Source organism: Streptomyces sp. NPDC058326, assembly GCF_042879855.1.
Taxonomy (GTDB): Bacteria; Actinomycetota; Actinomycetes; order Streptomycetales; family Streptomycetaceae; genus Streptomyces.
On record NZ_JBHVZO010000022.1, the window covers coordinates 92,301 to 115,000 of the forward strand.

Annotated in this window: 16 protein-coding genes; 12 read left to right on the top strand and 4 right to left on the bottom strand. The window is 74.5% G+C overall.

Features of this window, described 5'->3' with window-relative positions; translation table 11 throughout:
* Window positions 1–159 precede the first annotated feature (159 nt).
* The 3 genes from ACFVYX_RS30960 (at window position 160) to ACFVYX_RS30970 (ending at window position 6,051) form a co-directional block, all read left to right on the top strand.
* Complete coding sequence (locus ACFVYX_RS30960; protein ID WP_389684785.1) at window positions 160–552, top strand: ankyrin repeat domain-containing protein; 393 nt, start codon at window positions 160–162, stop codon at window positions 550–552.
* A 255-nt stretch (window positions 553–807) separates the two neighbouring features.
* Complete coding sequence (locus ACFVYX_RS30965; RefSeq protein ID WP_389684786.1) at window positions 808–2,223, top strand: HEAT repeat domain-containing protein; 1,416 nt, start codon at window positions 808–810, stop codon at window positions 2,221–2,223.
* 219 nt (window positions 2,224–2,442) lie between these two features.
* Entirely contained in the window at window positions 2,443–6,051 is a 3,609-nt protein-coding gene (locus ACFVYX_RS30970; protein WP_389684787.1) for a hydantoinase B/oxoprolinase family protein, read from the top strand.
* Window positions 6,052–6,190: 139 nt separating this feature from the next.
* Here ACFVYX_RS30970 and ACFVYX_RS30975 read toward each other — a convergent pair whose 3' ends face one another.
* The 3 genes from ACFVYX_RS30975 to ACFVYX_RS30985 are packed head-to-tail and all read right to left on the bottom strand — an operon-like array spanning window position 6,191 to window position 8,480.
* A complete protein-coding gene (locus ACFVYX_RS30975; RefSeq protein WP_389684788.1) occupies window positions 6,191–7,069 on the bottom strand; it encodes a biotin-dependent carboxyltransferase family protein in 879 nt (292 codons plus the stop codon).
* Complete coding sequence (locus ACFVYX_RS30980; RefSeq protein WP_389684789.1) at window positions 7,066–7,707, bottom strand: allophanate hydrolase subunit 1; 642 nt, start codon at window positions 7,705–7,707, stop codon at window positions 7,066–7,068. Before ACFVYX_RS30980 ends, ACFVYX_RS30975 begins: the two co-directional genes overlap by 4 nt.
* On the bottom strand, window positions 7,704–8,480 hold the full coding sequence (locus ACFVYX_RS30985; RefSeq protein WP_389684790.1) for a LamB/YcsF family protein: 777 nt from the start codon (window positions 8,478–8,480) through the stop codon (window positions 7,704–7,706). The genes ACFVYX_RS30980 and ACFVYX_RS30985 overlap by 4 nt, the downstream gene beginning before the upstream one ends.
* 104 nt (window positions 8,481–8,584) lie before the next feature.
* Here ACFVYX_RS30985 and ACFVYX_RS30990 point away from each other — a divergent pair, with 104 nt between their 5' ends.
* The 5 genes from ACFVYX_RS30990 (at window position 8,585) to ACFVYX_RS31010 (ending at window position 17,137) form a co-directional block, all read left to right on the top strand.
* Entirely contained in the window at window positions 8,585–9,295 is a 711-nt protein-coding gene (locus ACFVYX_RS30990) for a GntR family transcriptional regulator (RefSeq protein WP_389684791.1), read from the top strand.
* Between the two features lie 91 nt (window positions 9,296–9,386).
* Entirely contained in the window at window positions 9,387–10,931 is a 1,545-nt protein-coding gene (locus ACFVYX_RS30995) for a hypothetical protein (protein WP_389684792.1), read from the top strand.
* The gene (locus ACFVYX_RS31000; RefSeq protein WP_389684793.1) at window positions 10,928–11,449 is read left to right on the top strand and encodes a hypothetical protein; all 522 of its coding nucleotides are present in this window, start codon (window positions 10,928–10,930) and stop codon (window positions 11,447–11,449) included. The genes ACFVYX_RS30995 and ACFVYX_RS31000 overlap by 4 nt, the downstream gene beginning before the upstream one ends.
* Window positions 11,446–12,360, top strand: a complete 915-nt coding sequence (locus ACFVYX_RS31005; protein ID WP_389684794.1) for a hypothetical protein — start codon at window positions 11,446–11,448, stop codon at window positions 12,358–12,360. Before ACFVYX_RS31000 ends, ACFVYX_RS31005 begins: the two co-directional genes overlap by 4 nt.
* Before the next feature lie 103 nt (window positions 12,361–12,463).
* The gene (locus tag ACFVYX_RS31010) at window positions 12,464–17,137 is read left to right on the top strand and encodes a hypothetical protein (protein ID WP_389684795.1); all 4,674 of its coding nucleotides are present in this window, start codon (window positions 12,464–12,466) and stop codon (window positions 17,135–17,137) included.
* An 81-nt stretch (window positions 17,138–17,218) separates the two neighbouring features.
* Here ACFVYX_RS31010 and ACFVYX_RS31015 read toward each other — a convergent pair whose 3' ends face one another.
* Complete coding sequence (locus tag ACFVYX_RS31015) at window positions 17,219–17,587, bottom strand: hypothetical protein (RefSeq protein WP_389684796.1); 369 nt, start codon at window positions 17,585–17,587, stop codon at window positions 17,219–17,221.
* A 405-nt stretch (window positions 17,588–17,992) separates the two neighbouring features.
* Here ACFVYX_RS31015 and ACFVYX_RS31020 point away from each other — a divergent pair, with 405 nt between their 5' ends.
* The 4 genes from ACFVYX_RS31020 to ACFVYX_RS31035 are packed head-to-tail and all read left to right on the top strand — an operon-like array spanning window position 17,993 to window position 22,556.
* Window positions 17,993–21,088: a nitrate- and nitrite sensing domain-containing protein gene (locus tag ACFVYX_RS31020; protein ID WP_389684797.1), complete on the top strand. Its 3,096-nt coding sequence runs from the start codon at window positions 17,993–17,995 to the stop codon at window positions 21,086–21,088.
* Window positions 21,085–21,534 (top strand): roadblock/LC7 domain-containing protein, encoded by a 450-nt coding sequence (locus ACFVYX_RS31025; protein ID WP_389684798.1) that lies wholly within the window; start codon window positions 21,085–21,087, stop codon window positions 21,532–21,534. The genes ACFVYX_RS31020 and ACFVYX_RS31025 overlap by 4 nt, the downstream gene beginning before the upstream one ends.
* Window positions 21,535–21,544: 10 nt before the next feature.
* Window positions 21,545–21,970, top strand: a complete 426-nt coding sequence (locus tag ACFVYX_RS31030) for a DUF742 domain-containing protein (RefSeq protein WP_389684799.1) — start codon at window positions 21,545–21,547, stop codon at window positions 21,968–21,970.
* Entirely contained in the window at window positions 21,951–22,556 is a 606-nt protein-coding gene (locus ACFVYX_RS31035) for an ATP/GTP-binding protein (protein WP_389684800.1), read from the top strand. Before ACFVYX_RS31030 ends, ACFVYX_RS31035 begins: the two co-directional genes overlap by 20 nt.
* Window positions 22,557–22,700: the final 144 nt, after the last annotated feature.

Genomic DNA, 22,700 nt, shown 5'->3' on the forward strand with positions numbered 1-22,700 from the left:
GGGGTGGGTTAGAGGGACGAACCGGGTGCGGGCTGCCGTGATCTTTGCCTCGGTCGGGCGAGGTCATGTCACCGGGCGGGCAGTACCCTGTCGATTCACTCGTACGGCGGCGCTCGCCGTGCGCAGGCCGACAACGCAGGAGAGAGGCGGTCCCACCCGATGAGCGAGACTCCGGACCCCGAGGTCATCGAGCTGGCGTCCAAGGTCTTCGACCTCGCGCGCACCGGGGACGCCGACGCGCTGGCCGCCTACGTCGACGCGGGCGTCCCCGCGAACCTCACCAACGACAAGGGCGACTCCCTCGTCATGCTCGCCGCCTACCACGGCCACGCCGGCGCCGTCTCCGCCCTCCTCGCGCGCGGCGCGGACGCCGACCGCGCCAACGACCGCGGCCAGACCCCGCTCGCCGGCGCCGTCTTCAAGGGTGAGGACGCCGTGATCCGCGCGCTCCTCGCCGGCGGCGCAAATCCGGAAGCGGGGACTCCGTCCGCTGTCGACACCGCCCGGATGTTCGGCAAGACCGAACTCCTCGAGCTCTTCGGAACCCGGTGAACGGGCACTGAACCCCAGGTGAGAGCAGCGTCGTAAATGTGGTCGCGGTGGCGAAATGGGTGGGTCATCATGACGTCGGGCCCGGCAAAACGGGCCACCGACGAGAGGCAGAGGAAGATGGTCACTGGCAAGCGCAGGACGACGGGCGGCCCGACATGTTGCCGCACGGCCTAGGCGTACAGCGATGTACCGCCTGACCCGGGTCATCCCGGTATCCCCCGGTCGTGTCGACAGCTTGATGTGAGGCGTCTTCCCATGTTCGATCCAGTCATAGCGCCGAGCGGCACCCTGCTCGGCCTGCTGCAGCGGGGCCGCGGCGACGGCACCCTGCACGCGCTCGCCGCGCCACGCGCCGAGGCCCTCGCGGCCCTCAACCATTGCGTTCTCGACGACCCCCGCCACGACTGGCAGGTCGAGAACCGCTCCCTCTACTACGCCCGTCTCTACCTGGACCTCCACGGAGGTCTCGAGGAGATCGAGGCCCACCTCTTCGCGGCCGAGGACCACCTCGACACCGAGGAGTCCAGGACCGGGCTCGCGCTCTCCGTCCTCGGGCACCTCGCGTCCTACGGACGCCAGGACGCCCTGCTCCTGCTCCGCCGCTACGCGGCGACCGGCACGAACTGGGCCTGGGCCCTCGACGAGCTCGCGCTCCGCGACGACGACGCCGGACTGCGCGCGCTCGCCGGTCCCGTACTGGCCCGCTTCCCGGCCGACGCGGAGGGCGACGCCGAGCTGGCCGGCATCGTCCGGGACGCCTTCGAGCCGCGCCCGTGGCGACTCTGGGCCGAGGACCGGCGCGACGCCGTCGGCGCCCGGGTCAGGGCCGCCCAGGAACAGGGCTCCTTCGACCGCTGGCAGCGCCAGATGCGCCCCGCCGGGCCCCGCCCCGGCTGGAGCGTCCGGGCCGTCCTCGACTGGGCGCAGGAGGGGTACGAGCGCGGAGCCGTCCTCTACGGGCCCGCCGCCCGCTGCCTGACCGCCGTCGCCGGCCCCGAGGACCGGCCCGAGCTGCTCGCCGCCGCCCGGAACGGCTCGGTGGGAGCCCGGGGCGCCGCCCTGCACCACCTCGCCGAGTCGCGGGACCCGGCCGTCCTCGACCTCGTCGAGGCCGCCGCCGACGGCGACTCGCACGAGGTCGCCGAAGCCGCCGTCGCCGCCTACCGGCGCATGTGCGGCGAGGACGCGGTCGCCCGCGCCCGCGCGTGGGTCCGCAGGACCGACGCCCTCGGCGCCGCCGCCGCCGACGTGCTCGCCTGCCGCGGCACCGCCCAGGACTCCCCCTCCGTCCTCGGCGCACTCCGCGACACCATCCGTTCGGAAGGCCCCGACTCGCCCGCGCTCGCCGGGCTCGTCGACGGCGCGGGGCGTCTCGGCATCGCCTGCGCGGCCCCCGTGCTGCGCCACGTCTACCGCGAGACGGCCTCCTCGCAGCTCCGCGGGCGCGTGGCCCGCGCCCTCGCCGCCACCGACCCCACCTTCGCGACCGGCTTCGCCGTCGAATGCCTCTGGGACTGCGAGGAGACCACCCGCGAGGTCGCGGCCCAGCACGCCGAGACCGGGGACGTACGCGTCGCCGAGCGCTTGCGCCGCCTCGCCGCCGACCCGGCCGAGGAGGTCGAGGTCCAGACCGCGGTCCGCAACCGCATAGGCCCGGACCTCCAGGTCTGACCCAGGTCACCCCCGCCCCCGGCCCCGGGGCGGCGCGGCCCGCGACGGAGAACCCGCCACGCGAGGCCCCGCCCCGGAGGACCGGGACGGCCGGCGCGCGGGGGCCCGCGCCGCTCGGGCGCGGGCCCGGGGGCCCTGGGCCGACGGCACCGGCCCCGCTCCCCTCGACGCGCGCGCGGACGCCGCCCTCGGCGCCGCGCTCGCGGCCACAATGGAGAGATGAACGGGCGCTGGGAGTTCTGGATCGACCGGGGCGGCACCTTCACCGACATCGTGGGCAGACGGCCGGACGGCCGGCTCGTCACCCGCAAGCTGCTCTCCCACGACCCCGCCCGGCAGCAGGACGCCGCCGTCGCCGGAATCCGTCTCCTCCTCGGGCTCACGCCGGGGGAACCCGTCCCCGCCGACCGGATCGCCGTCGTCAAGATGGGCACCACCGTCGCCACCAACGCCCTCCTGGAGCGGCGCGGCGAGCCGACCGTCCTCCTCGTCACCGAGGGCTTCCGCGACGCGCTCCGCATCGCCTACCAGAACCGGCCCCGGCTCTTCGACCGCCACATCGTGCTCCCGGAAGCGGTCTACGCGCGCGTGGTCGAGGCCCCCGAGCGGGTCGACGCCCGCGGGCACGTCGTCCGTCCCCTGGACGAGCACGCCGTCACCGAGGCGCTCGCCGCCGCCCACGGCGACGGATTCCGCTCGGTCGCCGTCGTCCTCCTGCACGGTTACCGCCACCCGGCACACGAGGCGCGGATCGCGGAGATCGCCCGTGCCGCCGGCTTCGCCCAGATCAGCTGCTCGCACGAGGTGAGCCCGCTCATCAGGCTCGTCCCGCGCGGCGACACCACCGTCGTCGATGCCTACCTCTCGCCGATCCTGCGCCGGTACGTCGACGAGGTCGCCCGTGAACTCGCGGGAATCCGCCTCATGTTCATGCAGTCCAACGGAGGACTGCGCGAGGCGGCCCACTTCCGGGGCAAGGACGCGGTCCTGTCAGGACCGGCCGGCGGGGTCGTCGGCATGGCGCGCACCTCGGCACAGGCGGGTTACGAGCGGGTCATCGGCTTCGACATGGGCGGCACCTCCACCGATGTGTCGCACTATGCCGGAGCCTTCGAGCGCGAACTCGGTACACAGGTCGCCGGTGTACGGATGCGGGCACCGATGATGAGCATCCACACCGTCGCGGCCGGCGGCGGATCCGTCCTCCACTTCGACGGACGCCGCTACCGTGTGGGCCCCGACTCGGCCGGCGCCGTCCCAGGACCCGCCTGCTACCGCCGGGGCGGACCCCTCACGGTCACCGACGCCAACGTCATGCTCGGCCGCGTCCAGCCCGCCCACTTCCCCGCCGTGTTCGGCGAGTCCGGCGACCTGCCCCTGGACGCCGACGTCGTACGCGAACGGTTCGCGGCCCTCGCCGGGGAGGTCGGCGGCGGCCGCACCCCGGAGGAGGTCGCCGCGGGCTTCCTGGAGATCGCCGTCCTCAACATGGCCAACGCCGTCAAGAAGATCTCCGTGCAACGCGGCCACGACGTCACCCGGTACGCGCTCACCAGCTTCGGCGGCGCCGGCGGCCAGCACGCCTGCGCCGTCGCCGACGCCCTGGGCGTCGACACCGTCCTCGTACCGCCACTGGCCGGAGTGCTCTCCGCGTACGGCATCGGGCTCGCCGACGCCACGGCCATGCGGGAGCGGTCCGTCGAGGCCGAACTCGCCGCCCCCGGAACCCCCGCGCGCGTGACGGCCCTCTGCGCCGAACTCGCCGCGCTGACCCGGTCGGAACTGCGTGCCGACGGCCTGCCGGACGCGGCGATCACGACGCACGCGCGCGTACTCCTGCGGTACGCCGGCACGGACGCGAGCCTCCAGGTCGACCTCGCGCCCCCCGAAGAGCTGAAAGCCGCGTTCACAGCCGCCCACCGTGCGCGGTACGCCTTCAGCCTGGACCGGCCCCTCGTCGTCGAGGCCGTCTCCGTCGAGGCAGTCGGCCGCGCGGGCCCGCACGGCCCCGTCCACGCCGGCCCGGGGCGCCCGGACGGCCGGACCGGCCCCCTCACGCCCCACGCCACCGTCCGGATGTACAGCGGGGGAACACCCCGGGACGCCCCTCTCCACCGGCGGGAGGATCTGCGGCCAGGCGACACCGTGGACGGCCCCGCGATCCTCGCCGAGTCCGAGGCCACCACCGTCGTCGACGACGGCTGGCGGGCCACCGCGCACGACACCGGGCACCTCCTCCTCCACCGCGTCACCCCACGCCCCGCGCGCGTGGCGGCCGGCACGGACGTCGACCCCGTCCTCCTGGAGGTCTTCAACAACCTCTTCATGGCCATCGCGGAGCAGATGGGCGTCCGCCTGGAGAACACCGCCCAGTCCGTCAACATCAAGGAACGCCTCGACTTCTCCTGCGCCCTCTTCGACGCCGGGGGCAACCTCATCGCCAACGCCCCCCACATCCCCGTCCACCTCGGCTCGATGGGCGAATCCATCAAGGAGGTCCTGCGGCGGCGCGCGGACGACCTGCGCCCCGGCGACGTGTACGCGATCAACGACCCGTACCACGGCGGCACCCATCTCCCCGACGTCACCGTCGTGACACCGGTGTTCAGCGACACGGGCGACGAACTCCGCTTCCTGGTCGCGTCACGGGGCCACCACGCCGAGATCGGAGGCATCACCCCCGGCTCCATGCCCGCCTTCAGCCGGACCGTCGAGGAGGAGGGCGTCCTCTTCGACAACTGGCTGCTCGTACGGGACGGACGGCTGCGCGAGACCGAGACGCGGGCCCTGCTCACCGGCGCACGCCACCCCTCCCGAGACCCGGACACCAACCTCGCCGACCTGCGCGCCCAGATCGCGGCCAACGAGAAGGGCATCGAGGAACTGCGGAGAACCGTGGACGAGTTCGGCCTCGACGTCGTCCAGGCCTACATGCGGCACGTCCGCGCCAACGCCGAGGAGTCCGTGCGCCGCATCGTCGCGCGCCTGGAGGACGGCGCGTACCGCTACGAGACCGACGGCGGCGCGGTGATCCAGGTCGCGGTCCGCGTCGACCGCGAACGGCGCTCCGCGCTCATCGACTTCACCGGCACCTCCCCGCAGCTCCCGGGGAACGCCAACGCGCCCACGGCCGTCGTGATGGCCGCCGTCCTGTACGTCTTCCGCACCCTCGTCGACGAGGACATCCCGCTCAACAGCGGCTGCCTCGAGCCCCTGGAGATCCGGGTCCCGCCCGGGTCCATGCTCGCGCCCGTCCCTCCGGCCGCCACGGTCGCCGGAAACGTCGAGACCTCACAGGCCGTCACCGGCGCGCTGTACGCGGCCCTCGGCGTCCAGGCCGAGGGCTCCGGCACCATGAACAACGTCACCTTCGGCAACGCGCGCGTGCAGTACTACGAGACCGTGGCCAGCGGCTCGGGCGCCGGGGACGGTTTCGACGGCGCCGACGCCGTCCAGACGCACATGACCAACTCGCGGCTCACCGACCCCGAGATCCTGGAGTGGCGGCACCCGGTGAGGGTCGACGCCTTCGCGGTACGGGACGACGGCGGCGGGCGCGGCCGGTGGCGTGGCGGACGCGGGGTGGAGCGCCGCATCCGGTTCCTGGAGCCGATGACGGTGGCCCTTCTCACCGGGCACCGGCGCGTTCCCCCGTACGGCATGGCGGGCGGAGAGCCGGGCGCCCTCGGCGAGAACCTTGTGGAACGCGCCGACGGCACCGTCGAGCACCTCGCCGGCGCCGCCACCACGGAGGTCGGCGCCGGCGACGTCCTGGTACTGCGCACCCCCGGCGGCGGGGGCTACGGCCCGCCACCCGTCGAGGCGTGAACGGCCCCGGGGGAGGCGAGACGCCCGGGCCGCCGCTTCCGTACGGCGAGACGTCTCACCGCCGCCGCTTCCCTGCGGCGAGACGCCCGCGCCTCGCTTCCGTACGGCGAGAGGCTCACCGCCGCTCCCCCCGACGGCCTCAGCGCACCGCGACGAACCGCACCGGAGTCCCCGGCACCGCCTGCGCCGCCGCGCCCAGGTCGGCCTCCCGCACCACCCCGACCACCGGGTAGCCCCCGGTGGTCGGATGGTCCGCGAGAAACACCACGGGCCTCCCGTCCGGTGGCACCTGGACCGCGCCGAGGACCATGCCCTCGCTCGCCAGCTCTCCGGGCAGGGCCCGTTCGAGGGCCGGGCCTTCGAGTCGCAGTCCGATGCGGTTGCTCGCCGGCGACACCCGGTACGCGCGCGTGGCGAGGGTGCGGAGCGCGTCGGCGGTGAACCAGTCGTCGCGGGGCCCCAGCCGGATCCGCAGCACGAGCTCGTCGGGTGGGCCCGGCCACGGGGGAACGTCGACCAGCCCCTTCGCGACGGTCTCGGCCGGCGGACGAGACGGTCCGAGCGGCAGGACGGTCCCGTTCCCCAGCGGTGCCGGGCCGAGGCCGGACAGCAGGTCGGTGGAGCGGCTGCCGAGCACCGGCTCGACGCCGATCCCGCCCCCGAGCGCCACGTACGCGCGTACCCCACGCACGGCATGGCCGACCTCCAGGACGGACCCGGCCCCCACCCGTACCGTCGTTCCCCAGGCGGCAGGCCGTCCGTCCACCCGGACCGGGCAGGGCGCGCCGCCCACCGCGACGGTCACCGCGCACCGGGGCCGCACGGCGCAGCCGTCGACGGTGGTCTCCAGGACGGCCGCCGTCTCCGGGTTGCCGACGAGCCGGTTCACGAGCCGTGCGGCCGCCGGGTCGAGGGCGCCCGAGCGGGGCACGCCGAGATGCGCGTGGCCGGGACGGCCCAGGTCCTGCACGGTCGTCAGGGCTCCGGCCCGGACCACGGCGAAGGCGCGGTCGCTCATCGCCCGCCCTCCGTCGTGACGCCCGTCGCCGTGAACCGGACGCGGGTCCCCGGGGTGAGCAGCGCGGCCGGTTCCCGGGCCCTGTCCCAGAGCACCGCGTCCGTCGTGCCGATCAACTGCCAGCCGCCCGGGGAGGAACGCGGGTACACGCCCGTGTACGGCCCCGCCAGGGCGACCGAACCGGCCGGGACGGCGGTACGAGGAGTGGCCCGCCGCGGCACCCCGTACCGCCCGTCGAGCCCCGTCAGATAGCCGAAGCCCGGTGCGAACCCGCAGAACGCGACCCGGAACTCGGCGGCCGTGTGGATCCGTACCGCCGCCTCGACGGACACCCCCCACAGCGCGGCGACCTCTCCGAGATCGGGTCCGTCGTAGCGCACCGGTATCTCGACCGCCCGGCCCACGCGCGCGGGGAGCGGCCCCACGTCCCAACCGGTGATCTCGGCCGCCAGCCGGTCCGGGTCGGCCACCCCGTCAAGGAGGACGGTCCGCGCCGCCGGCACGATCTCCCGTACGGCGGGCAGCGTGCCGGCCGCCCGCCGCCGCAGCAGCTCGGCGTGGAACGCCTCGGTCTCCGGGCCGCCGGCCAGTTCCACGAGGACGGCCCGCTCGCCGACCCGCAGCGCCCGCGCGTTCACGCGAAGGCCTCCACCCGGACCCCGGAGGTCTCCAGGCGCTCCCTGACCCGCCGGGCGAGCTCCACCGCCCCCGGAGTGTCGCCGTGCAGACACAGCGACCGGGGGCGGACCGCCACGGAACTCCCGCAGTGCGCCGTGACCACTCCGAACCGGGCCATGGCCACCGACCGTTCCACCACGGCGGCCGGGTCGCTGACGACCGCGCCCGCCTGCCCACGCGGCACGAGGGAGCCGTCGGCCCGGTAGGCCCGGTCGCCGAAGGCCTCGGCGACGACCGGAAGCCCCGCCGCCTCCGCCGCCTCGTGCAGCCGCGAACCGGGCAGCCCCAGGACCGGCAGCGAGCGGTCCGCGAGCAGCACGCCCTCGACGACCGCCGCCGCCTGCTCCTCGTCCCGGACCACCCGGTTGTAGAGCGCCCCGTGCGGCTTCACGTACGCCACGCGCGCGCCCGCTGCCCGTGCGAAGACCTCGAGGGCGCCGATCTGGTACGCCACCTCGGCCGCCAGCTCCGCCGCCGGCACGTCCATCGAACGCCGCCCGAACCCGGCCAGGTCGCGATAGGAGACCTGGGCCCCGATCCGCACCCCGCGTCCGGCCGCGAGCTCGCAGACCCGCCGCATGGTGGCCGCGTCCCCGGCGTGGAATCCGCAGGCCACGTTGGCGCTGGTCACCACGGACAGCAGTTGCTCGTCGTCGGTGAGCGTCCAGCGGCCGAAGCCCTCTCCGAGATCGGCGTTGAGATCGATCGGGGCCTGGGCCGGGGGTGTGCGCATCTGCACCTCGCAGGAGGGAGGGGTACCGTACGGTGCCGTCAAGGTAGAGGATCGTTGAACGATCCGACAAGAAGACTGATGTCCGGTGTACGAGAGGGAGCGGCGTGGCAGCGAGCGAAACCGGGGACCTGACCGCCGACCGCGTGCTCCTCGGACGCACCAGCACGGCGGAACGGGTCGCGGACATCCTGCGCACCCGGGTCGCGGAGGGCTACTTCCCGCCCGGCACCCGGCTCTCCGAGGACGGCATCGGCGGCGCCCTCGGCGTGTCCCGCAACACCCTGCGCGAGGCCTTCCGGCTCCTCACCCACGAGCGGCTGCTCGTCCACGAGCTCAACCGCGGCGTCTTCGTACGCGTGCTCGCCGTCGACGACGTGGACGACATCCACCGCACCCGGCGGCTGGTCGAGTGCGCCGTCGTGCGCGGCCTCGGGCAGCCCCCCTACGCCCTGGACGCGCTCACTGCCGCCGTGACGGAGGGCGAGACCGCGGCCCGGGCGGGGGACTGGAACGGCGTCTCGACGGCCAACATCCACTTCCACCGCGAGCTCGTCGCCCTCGCGGGCAGCGCCCGCACCGACGAGCTGATGCGGGGCGTCCTGGCCGAACTCCGCCTCGCGTTCCACCTCGTCGGCGATCCCCGCGCCCTGCACGAGCCGTACCTGGCCCGGAACCGGGAGATCCTGGAGGCCCTGCGGGCCGGCGAGCGGACCAGGGCCGAAGACCTCCTCGCCCGCTACCTCGACGACTCCCGCACCCGGCTCGCCGCCGCGTACGAGCGGGCCGTCGACAGCCCGCCGGCCCGGTCGCGCTGACCTCCCGGAGCCCGGCCGGACCGACTCCCCGGGGCCGGTCGCATCTGCGCCGTTTCGACCGTTGTCAGTTCGAGGACCTAATCTGTGCACCGTGACTTCGCCTGCCTCGACGGACCTCGTTCCGCCCCAGCTCAGCGCGGGGCCGCGGCCCGCGCAGGGCCCGGCCGCCGACGAAGGGCTCGCGCGGCGCCTCCGCGCGCTCGCGTGCACCGCCCCGCTGCACGACCTCGACGCGCGCAAGGCGAACCTCGCCGGTGAGTACTCGGTCTACGCGATGGCCGAGGTGGCCCTCGCCGCGATCGACCTCATCACGCTGAACATGGACTTCGACACCGGCGCCGACCACGAGCAGATCGTCGCCCGCCTGCTGCCCCGGGTCGCCGCCCAGGCGCCCGACCGGCCCGCCGCCGAGCACGAGCGCGTCGCCCGCTGGGTCCTGGAGAACCTGATCAACGTCGGCAGCGTCGACCGCGGCTTCCGCGCGGTCTACGGCACCTTCGGGACCGACGGGGTCTACGTCCGCAGGGACTACGACTTCAAGCTCATCGAGGAGGTCCCGGGGTACGGCGGCGGTGTCTACCTCCGGACGACCGACGAAGCGGTCAACGTCCTCGTCGGAGCGCTCGACACCGACGTCACCAGCGCCCAGATCGCCGCCGAGGTGAAGCTGGAGGTCCTCATCAACCGGGGCCGCCTCGCCGACGCCCAGCTCGCCGCCGAGCAGGCGCGCTACCGGACCGTGCAGTACGCCGAGACCCTCCGCAAGACCCTGGAGGCCACCCGGCGCAACGTGCGCGCGGTGGACTGGCTCAACGCGGTGCCCGACATGATCGCCGAGGCGCTCGACCACGTCGCCGACCGCTACCGCCACGAGAACGCGATCCTCACCAACATCCGCAGGGTCCGCGACGAGGCCGAGGCGATGTCCGACGCCAGGACGGCCGAGCACAAGCGGCGCGCCGCCGAGCTCGTCGACATAGTGAAGGACTGCATCCGGCGCCACACCCAGCTCCAGTCCCGACTCCTGGACGCCGGGCCGCTCTTCCGCGCCGAGCAGGACCGGCAGGCGTTCGCCGCCCCCACCACGTACACCGGACTCGATCTGTACGGTCAGCTCGTCGCCCCGACCCTGCCGCTCCCCGTCGAACAGGCCGCCAGGGTCACCGACGCCTTCTTCGCCCGGGGCACCGGACTGCGCACCCCCGCCTCCGTGCGCCTCGGCGACCTCGTGGACCTGCTGCTGACCCCGCCCGTCGAGCGCGAGCACCTCGGCGCGGAGATGCCCGAGCCCGACCTCATCGCCACCCCGGACGACTCCCGCTTCAGCGAGGAACAGCTCGCGAGCGCCCTGCGCCTGCTCGACCTGGAGCACGACGCCCCGCGGCGCCTCTCCGGGCTGCTCGCCGAGGCCCGCGAGCTCGACGGGGACCTGCCCTACCTCGTCGCCCTCCTCGCGGTCCACGCGGCGAGCCCCCCGGTCGGCACGGCCTACCGCCAGGGCGAGGAGCGTCTTCTCTTCGCCGTCGACGACGGCACCCCGCTCGACGACCCGGAGTTCGGCGGTGCCGACCTCATCGTCGGTACGGCCCTGCTCGACGCGGCGGGCATGGCCGCCGACCGTACGGAGGCCACGTGACCCTCGTCCCGCCCGCCCCCACCACGATCGCCCTCGCCGCCGTGCCGCCTCAGCCCGAGCCCCATCTCGAAGAGGAACCGGAACCGGCACTCCAGCCCGAGCCCATCCTCGAAGAGGATCCGGAACCGGAACCGGAACTCCAGCCCGAGCCCGTCCTCGAAGAGGAACCGGAACCGGGGAAGGAACCGGAACCGGAAGCCGGCCCCCGCGTGCGGCCCGTCCACGTCGACCCGCCCGCCGGAGCGCGCGGTGACGCCGGGGACCGGCCCCCGCCGTCCGGTACCAGGCCCCGCTTCGGGGTCGTGGCCGTGCCCGAGGCGTCCCGCACGGCGTCCGCCCGCCGGCGGGACGTCCCCTCCGTGCGCGCCGTCCGGCTCACGGAAGAACCGCCCACCTCCACGGACCGGCCCGCCACGCCCCCCGCGGCCGTCACCCCCGTGCCGCTGCCCCTGCCCCGACCCGTCACCCCCGCCGTACCGACACCGGCCGAGAGCCGCACCGAGGAGCCCCAGCCGTGAGCGAAACCCACGCCGAGTACGCGGACGCGTGGGGCGAGCAGGAGCCCCCGCAGCCCCCGGCCACCCCCGCGACGGCCACCGGCACCGCCGCCGTCACCCCCGCCGACGCCGCCGACGCCGCCCGGCTCGTCTCCTTCGGGCTCCAGCCCAAGCTGCTCCCTGCCCGTGACGCCGAGTACGGGGAGCTCCTCCGGCGCTACCGCGAGGACCCCCCGTTCGCGCGCCTCGCCGACGCCGTCGCCACCGGTCTCGGCCTCGTCGTCCTCGAGGTCTCCCCGCGCGCGGGCATGGCCGTCACCGCCGGCGAGGACTCGGTCTTCGCCGTCCGCATGGGCGACTACGCGCGCCGCGCCTCCACGGACTCCGCCGACCGGTTCCTGCACGGACTGGCCCATCTCGCCGTCGCCGCCACGGCCTTCCCCCGCCCCGAGGACCTCGCGGACGACGCGTACATCGGCCGTCTCACCGTCAACGGCGTGGACGCGTTCGTACGCCAGGCATGTCTGCGCCTCGAACAGCGAGCCGAGGAGCAGGGCGAGAACACCGACCCGGCCTCGGACGCGCCCGGCCTTGAGGCGGCCTGGCGGATCTACGCGCGGCGGAGCGCCACCGGCGCCACCAAGGACGCCCGCCGCCTCGCCGGATCCACCACCGGAATCGTCGGCAAGGCGGCCGCCTTCCTCACCGACTCCGGCTTCCTCCAGCGCACCGGCGACGAGGGCGGCGGCTCCTACCGCACCACCGCCCGCTACCAGCTCCAGGTCCGCGACATGGCCGGCTCCGCCGCCATGGCCGAACTCCTGGAACTGGGCGTCGTCCCCGTCAGCGACGGCTCCGCGACCCTGCTGCCCCCGCCCGAGGGCGACGACCTGGAGCTCGCGGCCGGCGCGGGCCTGCCCTTCCACCCGTAACCGACCCGCGTCAGAAGCCGCGTGACCCAGCCGGGCGACCCACCTGCCCGACCGCCCCGCGCAACCGACCTTCCAGAGCACGAGAGCACGAGAGTCCCTCGCCATGTACGAGCTGTCCCGGGTCCGCCTGTACTCCATCGGTCCCGCCGGTGCGCGCTACGCCGACACCGTCCTGGACCTGCGGGGGGTCGGCGCGCCCGTGCCCCACCCCGCCCCCACGCAGGCGGAGTTCTTCGAGGAGGAACCGGTCGGCCCGCCGCGCCGCCCCGCCCCCGCGGGCGTGCTCTTCCTGGAGAACGGCGGCGGCAAGTCCGTCCTCCTCAAGCTGATCTTCTCGGTCATGCTCCCCGGCCACCGCAACACCCTGGGCGGCGCCAGCTCCGGCGTCCTGCGCAAGTTCCTCCTCGCCGACGACTGCGGGCACGTCGCCCTGGAGTGGCAGCACACCCTCACCGGCGAACTGGTCGTCGTCGGCAAGGCCAGTGAGTGGCGGGGCCGCCAGGTCTCCCACGACCCGCGGAAGTTCGCCGAGGCCTGGTACTCCTTCCGCCCCGGCCCGGGCCTCAGCCTGGACAACCTCCCCGTCGCCGAGGCGACGTCCGTCCGCCCGCCCGTCGAGGGCGCCTCGGGGGCGACCGGCCGCCGCCGCACCATGAAGGGCTTCCGCGACGCCATCACGGAGGCCGGCAAGGCCTACCCGCACCTGGAGGTCTACTGGGAGGAGATCCACGACCGCTGGAACGAGCACCTCGGCGAGCTCGGCCTCGACCCCGAACTCTTCCGCTACCAGCGCGAGATGAACGCCGACGAGGGCGAGGCCGCCGGCCTCTTCGCGGTCAAGAAGGACTCCGACTTCACCGACCTGCTGCTGCGCGCCGTCACCGACACCCGGGACACCGACGGCCTCGCCGACCTCGTCGGCGGCTTCGGCGACAAGCTCGGCCGCCGCGCCGAACTGACCGCCGAGCGCGAGTTCACGGCCGGTTCGGTGGACCTCCTCGGCCGGATCGTCGGCGCCGCCGAGACCCGGTCCCACGCGCGCGAGATCCACACCGCCGCCGAGCGCCGTACCCGCACCCTGGCCCGCCGGCTCTCCGCCCGCGCCGCCCAGGAGCGCGGCCGTGGCGCCGAGCTCGCCCAGCAGGTGACCTCGGCGGCCCACGCCGTCGCCGAGGCCGAGACCGCACGCGGACGCAGCTCCCTCATCGCCGCCGAACTCGCCTACCGGCACGCCTCCCTGGCCCTGACCGCCGCCGAGAAGGGTGCGAACTCCCAGCGCCGCGAACTCACCGACGCCCGCACCGCGCACGCCGCCTGGCAGGCGGCCGAGGTCGTCCTCCGCCACCGCGCCGCGAGCGATCGCTCCGCGCGCGTGGCCGTCGCCATCCGGGAGGCCGAGCGGGACGCCGCCCCGGCCCTCGCGGCCCGCGCCGACGCGGCCGCCGACCTCGTCCGTGCCCTGGCCGCGGCCGCCGAGGAGGGCGAGCGTCACGCCGCCGAGGAGGAGGAACGCTCCACCGCCCTCCAGGAGGTCGGCGAGACCGCGCACCGCGACGCCACGGCCGCCGCCACCGAGGCCCAGCGCGCCCGCAGCGAGGCAGGTCACCTGCGCCAGAGGCTCGCCGAGGTCGAGCAGGAGACCGCGGAGGCGGTACGGGCCGGCTGGCTCGACGACACGGCGCCCGACGCCGACCCGGCCCGCGCGGCCCTCGCCGCCAGCGACGCCGAGAAGACGACCGTCGCCGCCTGGGACACGGCCCGCGAGGCCGCCCGCACCGCGGCGGAGCGCGCGCGGGAGACCGCGGCGGCGGAGTCCCGCGCCGAACTCGCCGCCGCCCGCGCCGCGGACGCGGCCGAGGCCGCGGGGAACGCCTACGACGCGGAGCGCCGAGCCGCCGAGCTCCTCGCCGCGGAGGAACGCCTCGCCGAACTCCTGAGCCTCCCCGCCTCCGGCTCCCCCCTGCCGGGACAGCGAGCCGCCACCGCCGACGCCGGGGAGACGGCCGGGGCCGGCACCGGCCGGACCGTCCAAGGCCCGCTCACCGTCACCGAGTTCGACCGGTACGCCGACGACCTGCGCGGCATGCTCGACCAGGCCGTCTCCTCGGCCGAGCGCCAGCTCTTCGACCTGCGCACCGCCGCCGCCGACGACTCCCGCATCCTCGGCGCCCTCGGCGACGGCGGTCTGCTGCCGCCGGGACCCGACGTCCTCGCCACCGTCGAGTACCTCGGTGAGCACGGCATCCCCGCCCTCCCCGGCTGGCGCTACCTCGCCCAGTCCGTGGACCCCGCCGACCACGCGCGCGTCCTCGCCGCCCGCCCCGAGCTCGTCGACGGTGTCGTGATCACCGACCCCGTCTCGTACGGACGCGCCCGCGAGGTCCTCGGCTCTGCCGCCCTGCTGCCCCGCTCCGCCGTGGCCGTCGGCACCGCCGCCGCCCTGCTCGCCCCCGCGCCGGCGCAGGACACGACGGACGACACCGGGGCCCACGGCGTCTTCCTCGTACCGCCGAACCCGGCCATGCACGACGAGCACGCGGCCGACGAGGAGCGCCACGCCCTGCGCGCCCGCGCGGCCGCCCGCGACGAGGAGATCCGTACCCTCGCCGCCCGGCTCGCCGGCGACCGCTCCCTCGCGGCGCGGATCGGGTCCTGGCGCGCCGACTGCCCGCCCGGGATGCTCGCCGAACTCGCCGCCGTCGCCACGACCGCCCGCGAGAACGCCGAGGCGGCCGCCGCGACCCTCGAAGAGGCCCGTACCGCGCGCGCTGAGGCCGAGGAGGCCGCCGCCGAGGCGGCCCGCCTCCGGGACGAGCGTCAGGAGGCGGCCCAGCGTGCCCGCCGGGTCGCCGACGCCCTCGCGGGCCTCGCGTACCGGCTGCGCGAGCGGTCCGCCTGGCAGGCCAAGCTCAGGGAACTCGCCGACGACGCCGCCGAGGCGGAGGCCCGCGCCCAGACCTGTCTGGAACGCGCCCGTGCCGCCGACGAGGACCGTCGCGCCACCCAGCGCTCCGCCGACGACGCCCACCGCACCGCCCGTGCCCTGCGGGCCGAGCGCGCCGAGATCGCCGGCGCCCCCGACACCCTTCCCGAGGACGACACGCCCGCGCCCCGCGCCGCGCTACCCACCCTCCGCGAGGCCTACCGGGCCGCCTCTCAGCTGTACGAGAAGGTCGGCGTCGGCGCCGACCTGCGCGCCGAGCAGGCCCGCGCCGAGAGCGACGAGTCCGCCGCCCTCGCCGAACTGGACCGTCTCACCAACAAGGTGAGGACCCGCGCCGAACAGCTCCTGGAGTCCACCGACGGCGCCGACGGCCCCTCCCGGCAGGCGGCGGCCGCCCGCGCCGAGTCCCTCGTGCAGATGCTGGAGACACGCGCGTCGGAGGCGAGCGAGAAGCTCGGCCGTCTCCGCGGCGAGGCCGAGCGCCTCGCCCCCGAGGACGGAGAGGCGCACACCGAGCTGCCCGAGGAGCTCGTCCCCGCCGACGCCGAGCGTGCGCAGGCCCTGCTCCGCACCGCCACCGCCGAACTCGCCTCCCGCACGGACGCCCTGGAGGCCGCGCGCGCCGCCCACGCCGGCCTGCTGCGGGACCACCGGGCCGCCGAGGACGCGGCGGGTGGCTTCGAGGAGGCCGCGGCCCTGCTGCGGGACCTGCTCCGCGACCACGCCGACGAGGAGCGTGACGCCGCCGAGCCGTACCCGGGCAGCCTGGAGGAGGCCCGTACGACGGCCGCCGAGACGCGCCGCTCACTGCGCGGCTGCACCGCCGAGCTGTCCGCGGCCGACGCCGCCGTCCGCGAGGCGAGCGACATCCTCGTACGCCACGCCAACTCCACCCGCTACGAGCAGGTCCGCACCCCGGCCCGTCAGCAGATCCGCGAACTGCCGGCGTCAGCGCTGCCCGAGCACGCCGCCAAGTGGGCCGAGGCCTTCGCCCCCCGGCTGCGGGTCCTCACCGACGAGCTGGAACAGCTGGAGCGCAACCGCGACTCGATCGTGGACCGGCTGCGCGGCCTCGTCGAGTCCTCGCTCGCGACGCTCCGCTCCGCGCAGCGGCTCTCCCGGCTCCCCGAGGGCCTCGGCGAGTGGTCGGGCCAGGAGTTCCTGCGGATCCGCTTCGACGAGCCCGACCAGGCCACCCTCGCGGAGCGGCTCGGCGAGGTCGTCGACGAGGCCACCCGCGCCGCCGTCAAGAAGAACTCCGACCTGCGCCGCGACGGCATGTCCCTGCTGCTGCGGGGGGTGCAGGCGGCCCTCGAACCCAAGGGTGTCTCCGTCGAGATCCTCAAGCCGGACGCGGTGCTCCGCGCCGAGCGGGTTCCCGTCGGACAGATGGGTGACGTCTTCTCCGGCGGTCAGCTGCTCACCGCGGCCATCGCCCTGTACTGCACGATGGCGGCGCTCCGCTCCAACGACCGGGGCCGTGACAAGCACCGGCACGCGGGCACGCTGTTCCTGGACAACCCGATCGGCCGCGCCAACGCCACGTATCTCCTGGAGCTCCAGCGGGCCGTCTCGGACGCGCTCGGCGTCCAGCTGCTGTACACGACGGGGCTGTTCGACACGACCGCCCTGGCCGAGTTCCCGCTGGTGATCCGGCTGCGCAACGACGCCGACCTGCGGGCCGGGCTGAAGTACATCAGCGTGGAGGAGCACTTGCGTCCGGGGCTGCCGCAGACCGCGGCCGAGGGCGAGACGATCCACGGCGAGATCACGGCCACCAGGATGTTCCGCCGGCACCAGTCCGACGAAGCCGCCCCGACGAACACCCTGTAGCACCCCGTGGACGGTGAATGGCCCGGCCCCCTTCCAGGGGCCGGGCCATTCACCGTCTCTCCGCTGTCCGCTGTCCGAGGCTCAGGCGGCCTCGGACAGCGACGCCGTTCCCGTCCGGCCTTCCTCGTGCTTCTCACGGATCGGCCGTCGTGCCGTGCTGCTCGGCTCCGACACCACACCGTTGCGCTGGCGCCACACCTGACGGGTGATCCAGACGTCGAGGACACTCCAGGTGGCCACGACGGTGAAGACCACCGCGCTGACGGTCACGGGGAACGCCAGCCAGGAGCCCGCCAAGGAGCAGAGGAACGCCACCACCGCCTGGATGAGCGTCACCGATGTGATCATCACGGCTCGTACGGCCGCGGTACGCACCGGATCGGGCATCCGGCGTCGGCCCCGTTCCTCGTCCACCCACAACTGCCGCGCCGACCGCGCCTCGTGTTCCATTGTCCTGTCACTCCCCACCACTGAACGACTTCAGGGTCGGCTGCCCGTCTTGAGCGCCTTTACACGGACAGAGCCCTCCCCGTACTTATTGACGCACGAGAGAGGGAAAAGGTTTCGCCCGCCCCGGGACGAACATGACGGGGACGGGAGCGGAACAAACAATTCCAGCCATCTCCGCAGGCCGGAGAAAAGCCGCGACATCAGGTGTCCTGCACCACAGTGGCCGATCCCAACTCCCCGAATAACAGGACATCTCATGATCAACACTCACTCGACAGGCTGAAAATAGCCCGGACATGCCTTCGGGATGGCCGTGATGCAGTAGTAGGCTCGCGCCGCCATTTGTTGGAACTCAAGGTAGACGCCGCGTGTTGACACGGGACGTCACGAACGTGAAGGACCCCCGTGGCCACGGGGGCCGAGCTGGGGGAGGCCATGCGCTTTCGCGGGAAGTCCATCCGCCGGAAGATCGTGGCGTTGCTGCTCGTACCGCTCGTCTCCCTCACCGGACTGTGGGTTTTCGCCACGGCCCTCACCGGACGCGAGGCCGACCAGCTCCTCGACGTCGGCTACATCGTCGACAAGGTCGGCTACCCCCTGGAGGACACCGCCCGGGTCATCCAGCTCGAACGCCGCCAGTCGCTCATCTACCTCGCCGACCCCCGGGGCTCCGACGCGCTCGGCTCCCTGCGCGAGACCCGCGAGGCCACCGACCGCCAGATCGCCCGCATCCGCGCGAACGCAGCCGACCCCGGCGTACGCGAGGAGATGCGGCCCGTCACCGCACAACGGCTCACCTCCCTCCTCCAGGCACTCGACGGCCTCGCCTCGCTGCGCCGCTCAGTGGAGAAACGTGACATCGGCCGTATGCAGGCGCTCGACTTCTACAACCGTCTCGTCGACCCCTGCTACAGCTTCCTCGTCACCCTCCACGCCCTCGAGAACGTCGAGATGGACAAGCAGGGCCGCGCCCTCGTCGGCATCACCCGCGCGCGTGAGCTCCTCTCCCGGGAGGACGCCCTCGTCCTCTCCGCCCTCGTCGCCGACCGGATCACCGCCCCGGAGATCCGCGAGATATCCGACCTCATCGCCAACCGCGAGCAGTTCTACGAGGTCAACCTCGAACTCCTGCCCGCCGCCGAGCGCGTACGCTTCGAGAAGTACTGGCGCGGCCCCGACACCCGGCCGCTGCGCACCGCTGAGAACGCGATCGTCGAACAGGGACCCACCGACAGCCCCCGGGCCGTCACCGCCGCCTACTGGCAGGACCACACGGGCCCCGTCCTCGACGCCCTGGCCCGAGAGAACACCGCAGCCGGCGACCGCTACCAGGACCGCGTCCAGCCCGCCGCGTACAGCGTCCTCCTCAAGGCCGGCGTCGCCGGTGTCCTCGGCTTCATCGCCCTGCTCGCCTCGATCGTCATCTCCGTACGCGTCGGCCGTGAGCTCATCCGCGACCTGCGCCGCCTCCGGAAGGAGGCCCAGGAGGTCTCCGGCGTCCGCCTGCCCAGCGTGATGCGGAGGCTCGCAGCGGGCGAACAGGTCGACGTCGGCACCGAGGTGCCCCACCTCGGCTACGGCGAGGACGAGGTCGGCCAGGTCGGCCAGGCCCTCAACACCCTTCAGCGTGCCGCCGTGGAGGCCGCGGTCAAGCAGGCGGAGCTGCGGCGCGGCGTCTCCGAGGTGTTCGTCAACCTCGCCCGCCGCAACCAGGTCCTGCTCCACCGCCAGCTGACCCTCCTCGACACCATGGAGCGGCGCACCGAGGACACCGACGAGCTGGCCGACCTCTTCCGGCTCGACCACCTCACGACCCGCATGCGGCGCCACGCCGAAGGCCTCGTCATCCTCTCCGGCGCCGCACCCTCCCGGCAGTGGCGCAAGCCCGTGCAGCTCATGGACGTCGTCCGCGCCGCCGTCGCCGAGGTCGAGGACTACGAGCGGATCGAGGTGCGCCGTCTGCCCCGCCTCGGCGTGGGCGGTCCCGCCGTCGCCGACCTCACCCACCTCATCGCCGAACTCCTCGAGAACGCCACCGTCTTCTCGCCCCCGCACACAGCCGTCCAGGTGCTCGGCGAGCGGGTCGCCAACGGCTTCACCCTGGAGATCCACGACCGCGGCCTCGGCATGAACCCCGACGCCCTGCTCGACGCCAACCTCAGGCTCGCGGAGACCCCCGAGTTCGAACTCTCGGACACCGACCGCCTCGGCCTCTTCGTGGTCAGCCGGCTGGCTCAGCGACAGAACGTCCGCGTCTCGCTCCAGACCTCCCCGTACGGCGGGACCACCGCGGTCGTCTTCATCCCGGCCGCGCTGCTCACCGACGCGCCCGAGACCCAGGGCGCCGGCTTCCGCCTGGACCGCAAGACCTTGGAGCGCATCGCCGCCGCCGATGAGCCGGCGGGCGACGGCGGTACGCCGCCCGGCCGGCGCCCGGCGCTCGCCAGGGTCCCGGACGTGGCCGAGGGCCCCGGGCCGCTCGACGGTCCCGTGGAGCTGGAGGGACCCGTCGGCGGTGAGGACTTCGACGCGCTCCTCGACCGGTCCGCCGACCTCCTCGACACCGAGAGCGAGCGAGGCGGCCTCTTCCTGCCCCGCGGCAGGCGCCGCGCCGGGCTCGCGCCCGCCGGCGAACAGCACCAGCAGGCCGCGGACCGGACGAACGGCCACGGCGAGGGCGGGACGGCGGCCGACGGGGGAGTCCTCGGCCCGGTGCCGCTGCCGCGCCGCCGCACCCCGACGCTCGTCGTCGACCACGGCCGGCGCGTCGACGAGCCGGACCGCACGCACCCCCTCGCGGCCCGCGCGGAGTCCACGCCGGACGCACCCTCCGGCGGGGCGCGGGCGTTTTCCGACCGTTCTCGTGAGGTCCCCGGCCGCGCGCGGGAACTCCCGGCAAGGGACCACCAGCTCCCCGCCAGGGACCACGAGCCCCCCGTCGGCGGCCACCAGCCTCCCGACCGGGAAAGCCGGCTCACCGCCCGCGACCACCAGCTTCCCGCCCGGGACCCGTCGCTCACGGGCCGGGCGCACCCCGCCCCCGGCCGGACGCCCGGGCGCCCCGGCTCGGGCCACCTCGCCCACGGCGCCGGACCGGACGACCCGCCGGCGCCCCCGAGAGGAACCGGCCCCACCCTCGTCCCCGTGCCGCCGAACGGACCCGTGCCGCCGAGGGGCCCCGTACCACCGGAGGACTCCGCGCCGCCGAAGCGTCCCGTACCCCCGGCCGACCCCGAGCCGTTCGGCGGGCTGCCCCGCCGTGTCCGCCAGGCCAGCCTGGCGCCGCAGCTGCGCGCGACCGACGGCCCGGCCGGGCGCGCCGACGCCCGGGGGAACGGCGGCGCCGCGCCCACGGACCCCGACTCCTTCGAGCGCGACGCCGAGGAGGTACGCGCACGCATGGCCGCCATGCAGCGTGGCTGGCAGCGCGGGCGACGGGACAACGCCGGCCCTGACGACCCGACAGCACAAGGAACGACACCCGAGGGGGACGGTCGATGACCGCACCGAACGCCGCAGCACCCAGCACCACCTCCGGCCACGGCCACGGAAACGGCGAGCTGAACTGGCTCCTCGACGAGCTCGTCCAGCGCGTCGGCTCCATCCGGAAGGCCCTGGTGCTCTCCAGCGACGGCCTCCCCACCGGCGCCTCCCAGGACCTCACCCGCGAGGACGGCGAGCACCTCGCCGCCGTGGCCTCCGGCTTCCACAGCCTCGCCAAGGGCGTCGGCCGTCACTTCGAGGCGGGCAACGTCCGCCAGACGGTCGTCGAACTGGAGGACGCCTTCCTCTTCGTCACGGCCGCCGGTGACGGCAGCTGCCTGGCCGTGCTCGCCGACGCCGACTCCGACGTGGGCCAGGTCGCCTACGAGATGACGCTGATGGTGAAGCGGGTCGGGGCCCACCTCGCGACCGCCCCCAGGACCGGCCAGCCCTCGGGAGGATGAGTGGGACGGCATGAGTGACGCAGACCGGCGGAACCAGCCGGACCAGAACCAGGCCCCCGGCACCCACCACTGGTTCGACGACGAGGCCGGGCCGGTGGTCCGTCCGTACGCGATGACCCGCGGCCGGACGAGCGCCGCCACTCGCCACCGGCTCGACCTGATCGCGGTGGTCGTTCCCGAGCCCGCCGCCGACGACCCCGGCCGGGACCAGACGCTCTCCCCCGAACACGTGGAGATCGTCGAACGCTGCTCCGAGCAGCCCCAGTCGATCGCCGAGCTCGCCGCCGGACTCGACCTCCCCGTCGGGGTGGTCCGGGTTCTCGTCGGAGATCTCGTCGAGGACGAACTCGTCCACGTGACCCGCCCCGTTCCGCCGGCCGAGCTGCCGGACGTGAGCATTCTCCGCGAGGTGATCAATGGCCTTCGGGCGCTCTAGCCGCAAGAAGCCCTTCGTCGAGCCGACGACCCTGAAGATCCTCGTCGCGGGCGGGTTCGGGGTCGGCAAGACGACGCTGGTGGGCGCGGTCAGCGAGATCCGGCCCCTGCGGACGGAGGAGATGCTCAGCGAGGCGGGGCGGCCCGTCGACGACCTGCACGGCGTCGAGACCAAGACGACCACCACGGTCGCCATGGACTTCGGCCGGATCACCCTCCGCGAGGACCTCGTCCTGTACTTGTTCGGCACCCCGGGCCAGGACCGCTTCTGGTTCCTCTGGGACGAGCTGGCGCAGGGCGCGCTCGGCGCGGTCGTCCTCGCGGACACCCGCCGCCTCGAGGACAGCTTCGCGGCCATCGACTACTTCGAGCGGCGCGGCATCCCCTTCACGGTCGCCGTCAACTGTTTCGAGGGCGCGCGGCGCTTCCCCGCCGAGAGCGTGCGCGGGGCGCTCGACCTGGATCCCGAGGTGGAGCTCCTCATGTGCGACGCCCGGGACCGCGAGTCGGTGAAGAACGTCCTCGTGGCGGTCGTCCAGCACGCACTCGTCCTCGCGGACCGCGGCCACGCGGCCGCGACGACCTGACGGACGGCCCCCGCACGCGGGAGCCGTCAGCGAACCGTCACCACCGCGAACCCGTGCTCGAACAGCTCGGGTTCGCGGTGGTGACGACCCGGGCCCCGGCCATCCGCGCGAGCGTGTCGCCACGGGTCCGAGGCCGCCACGGAG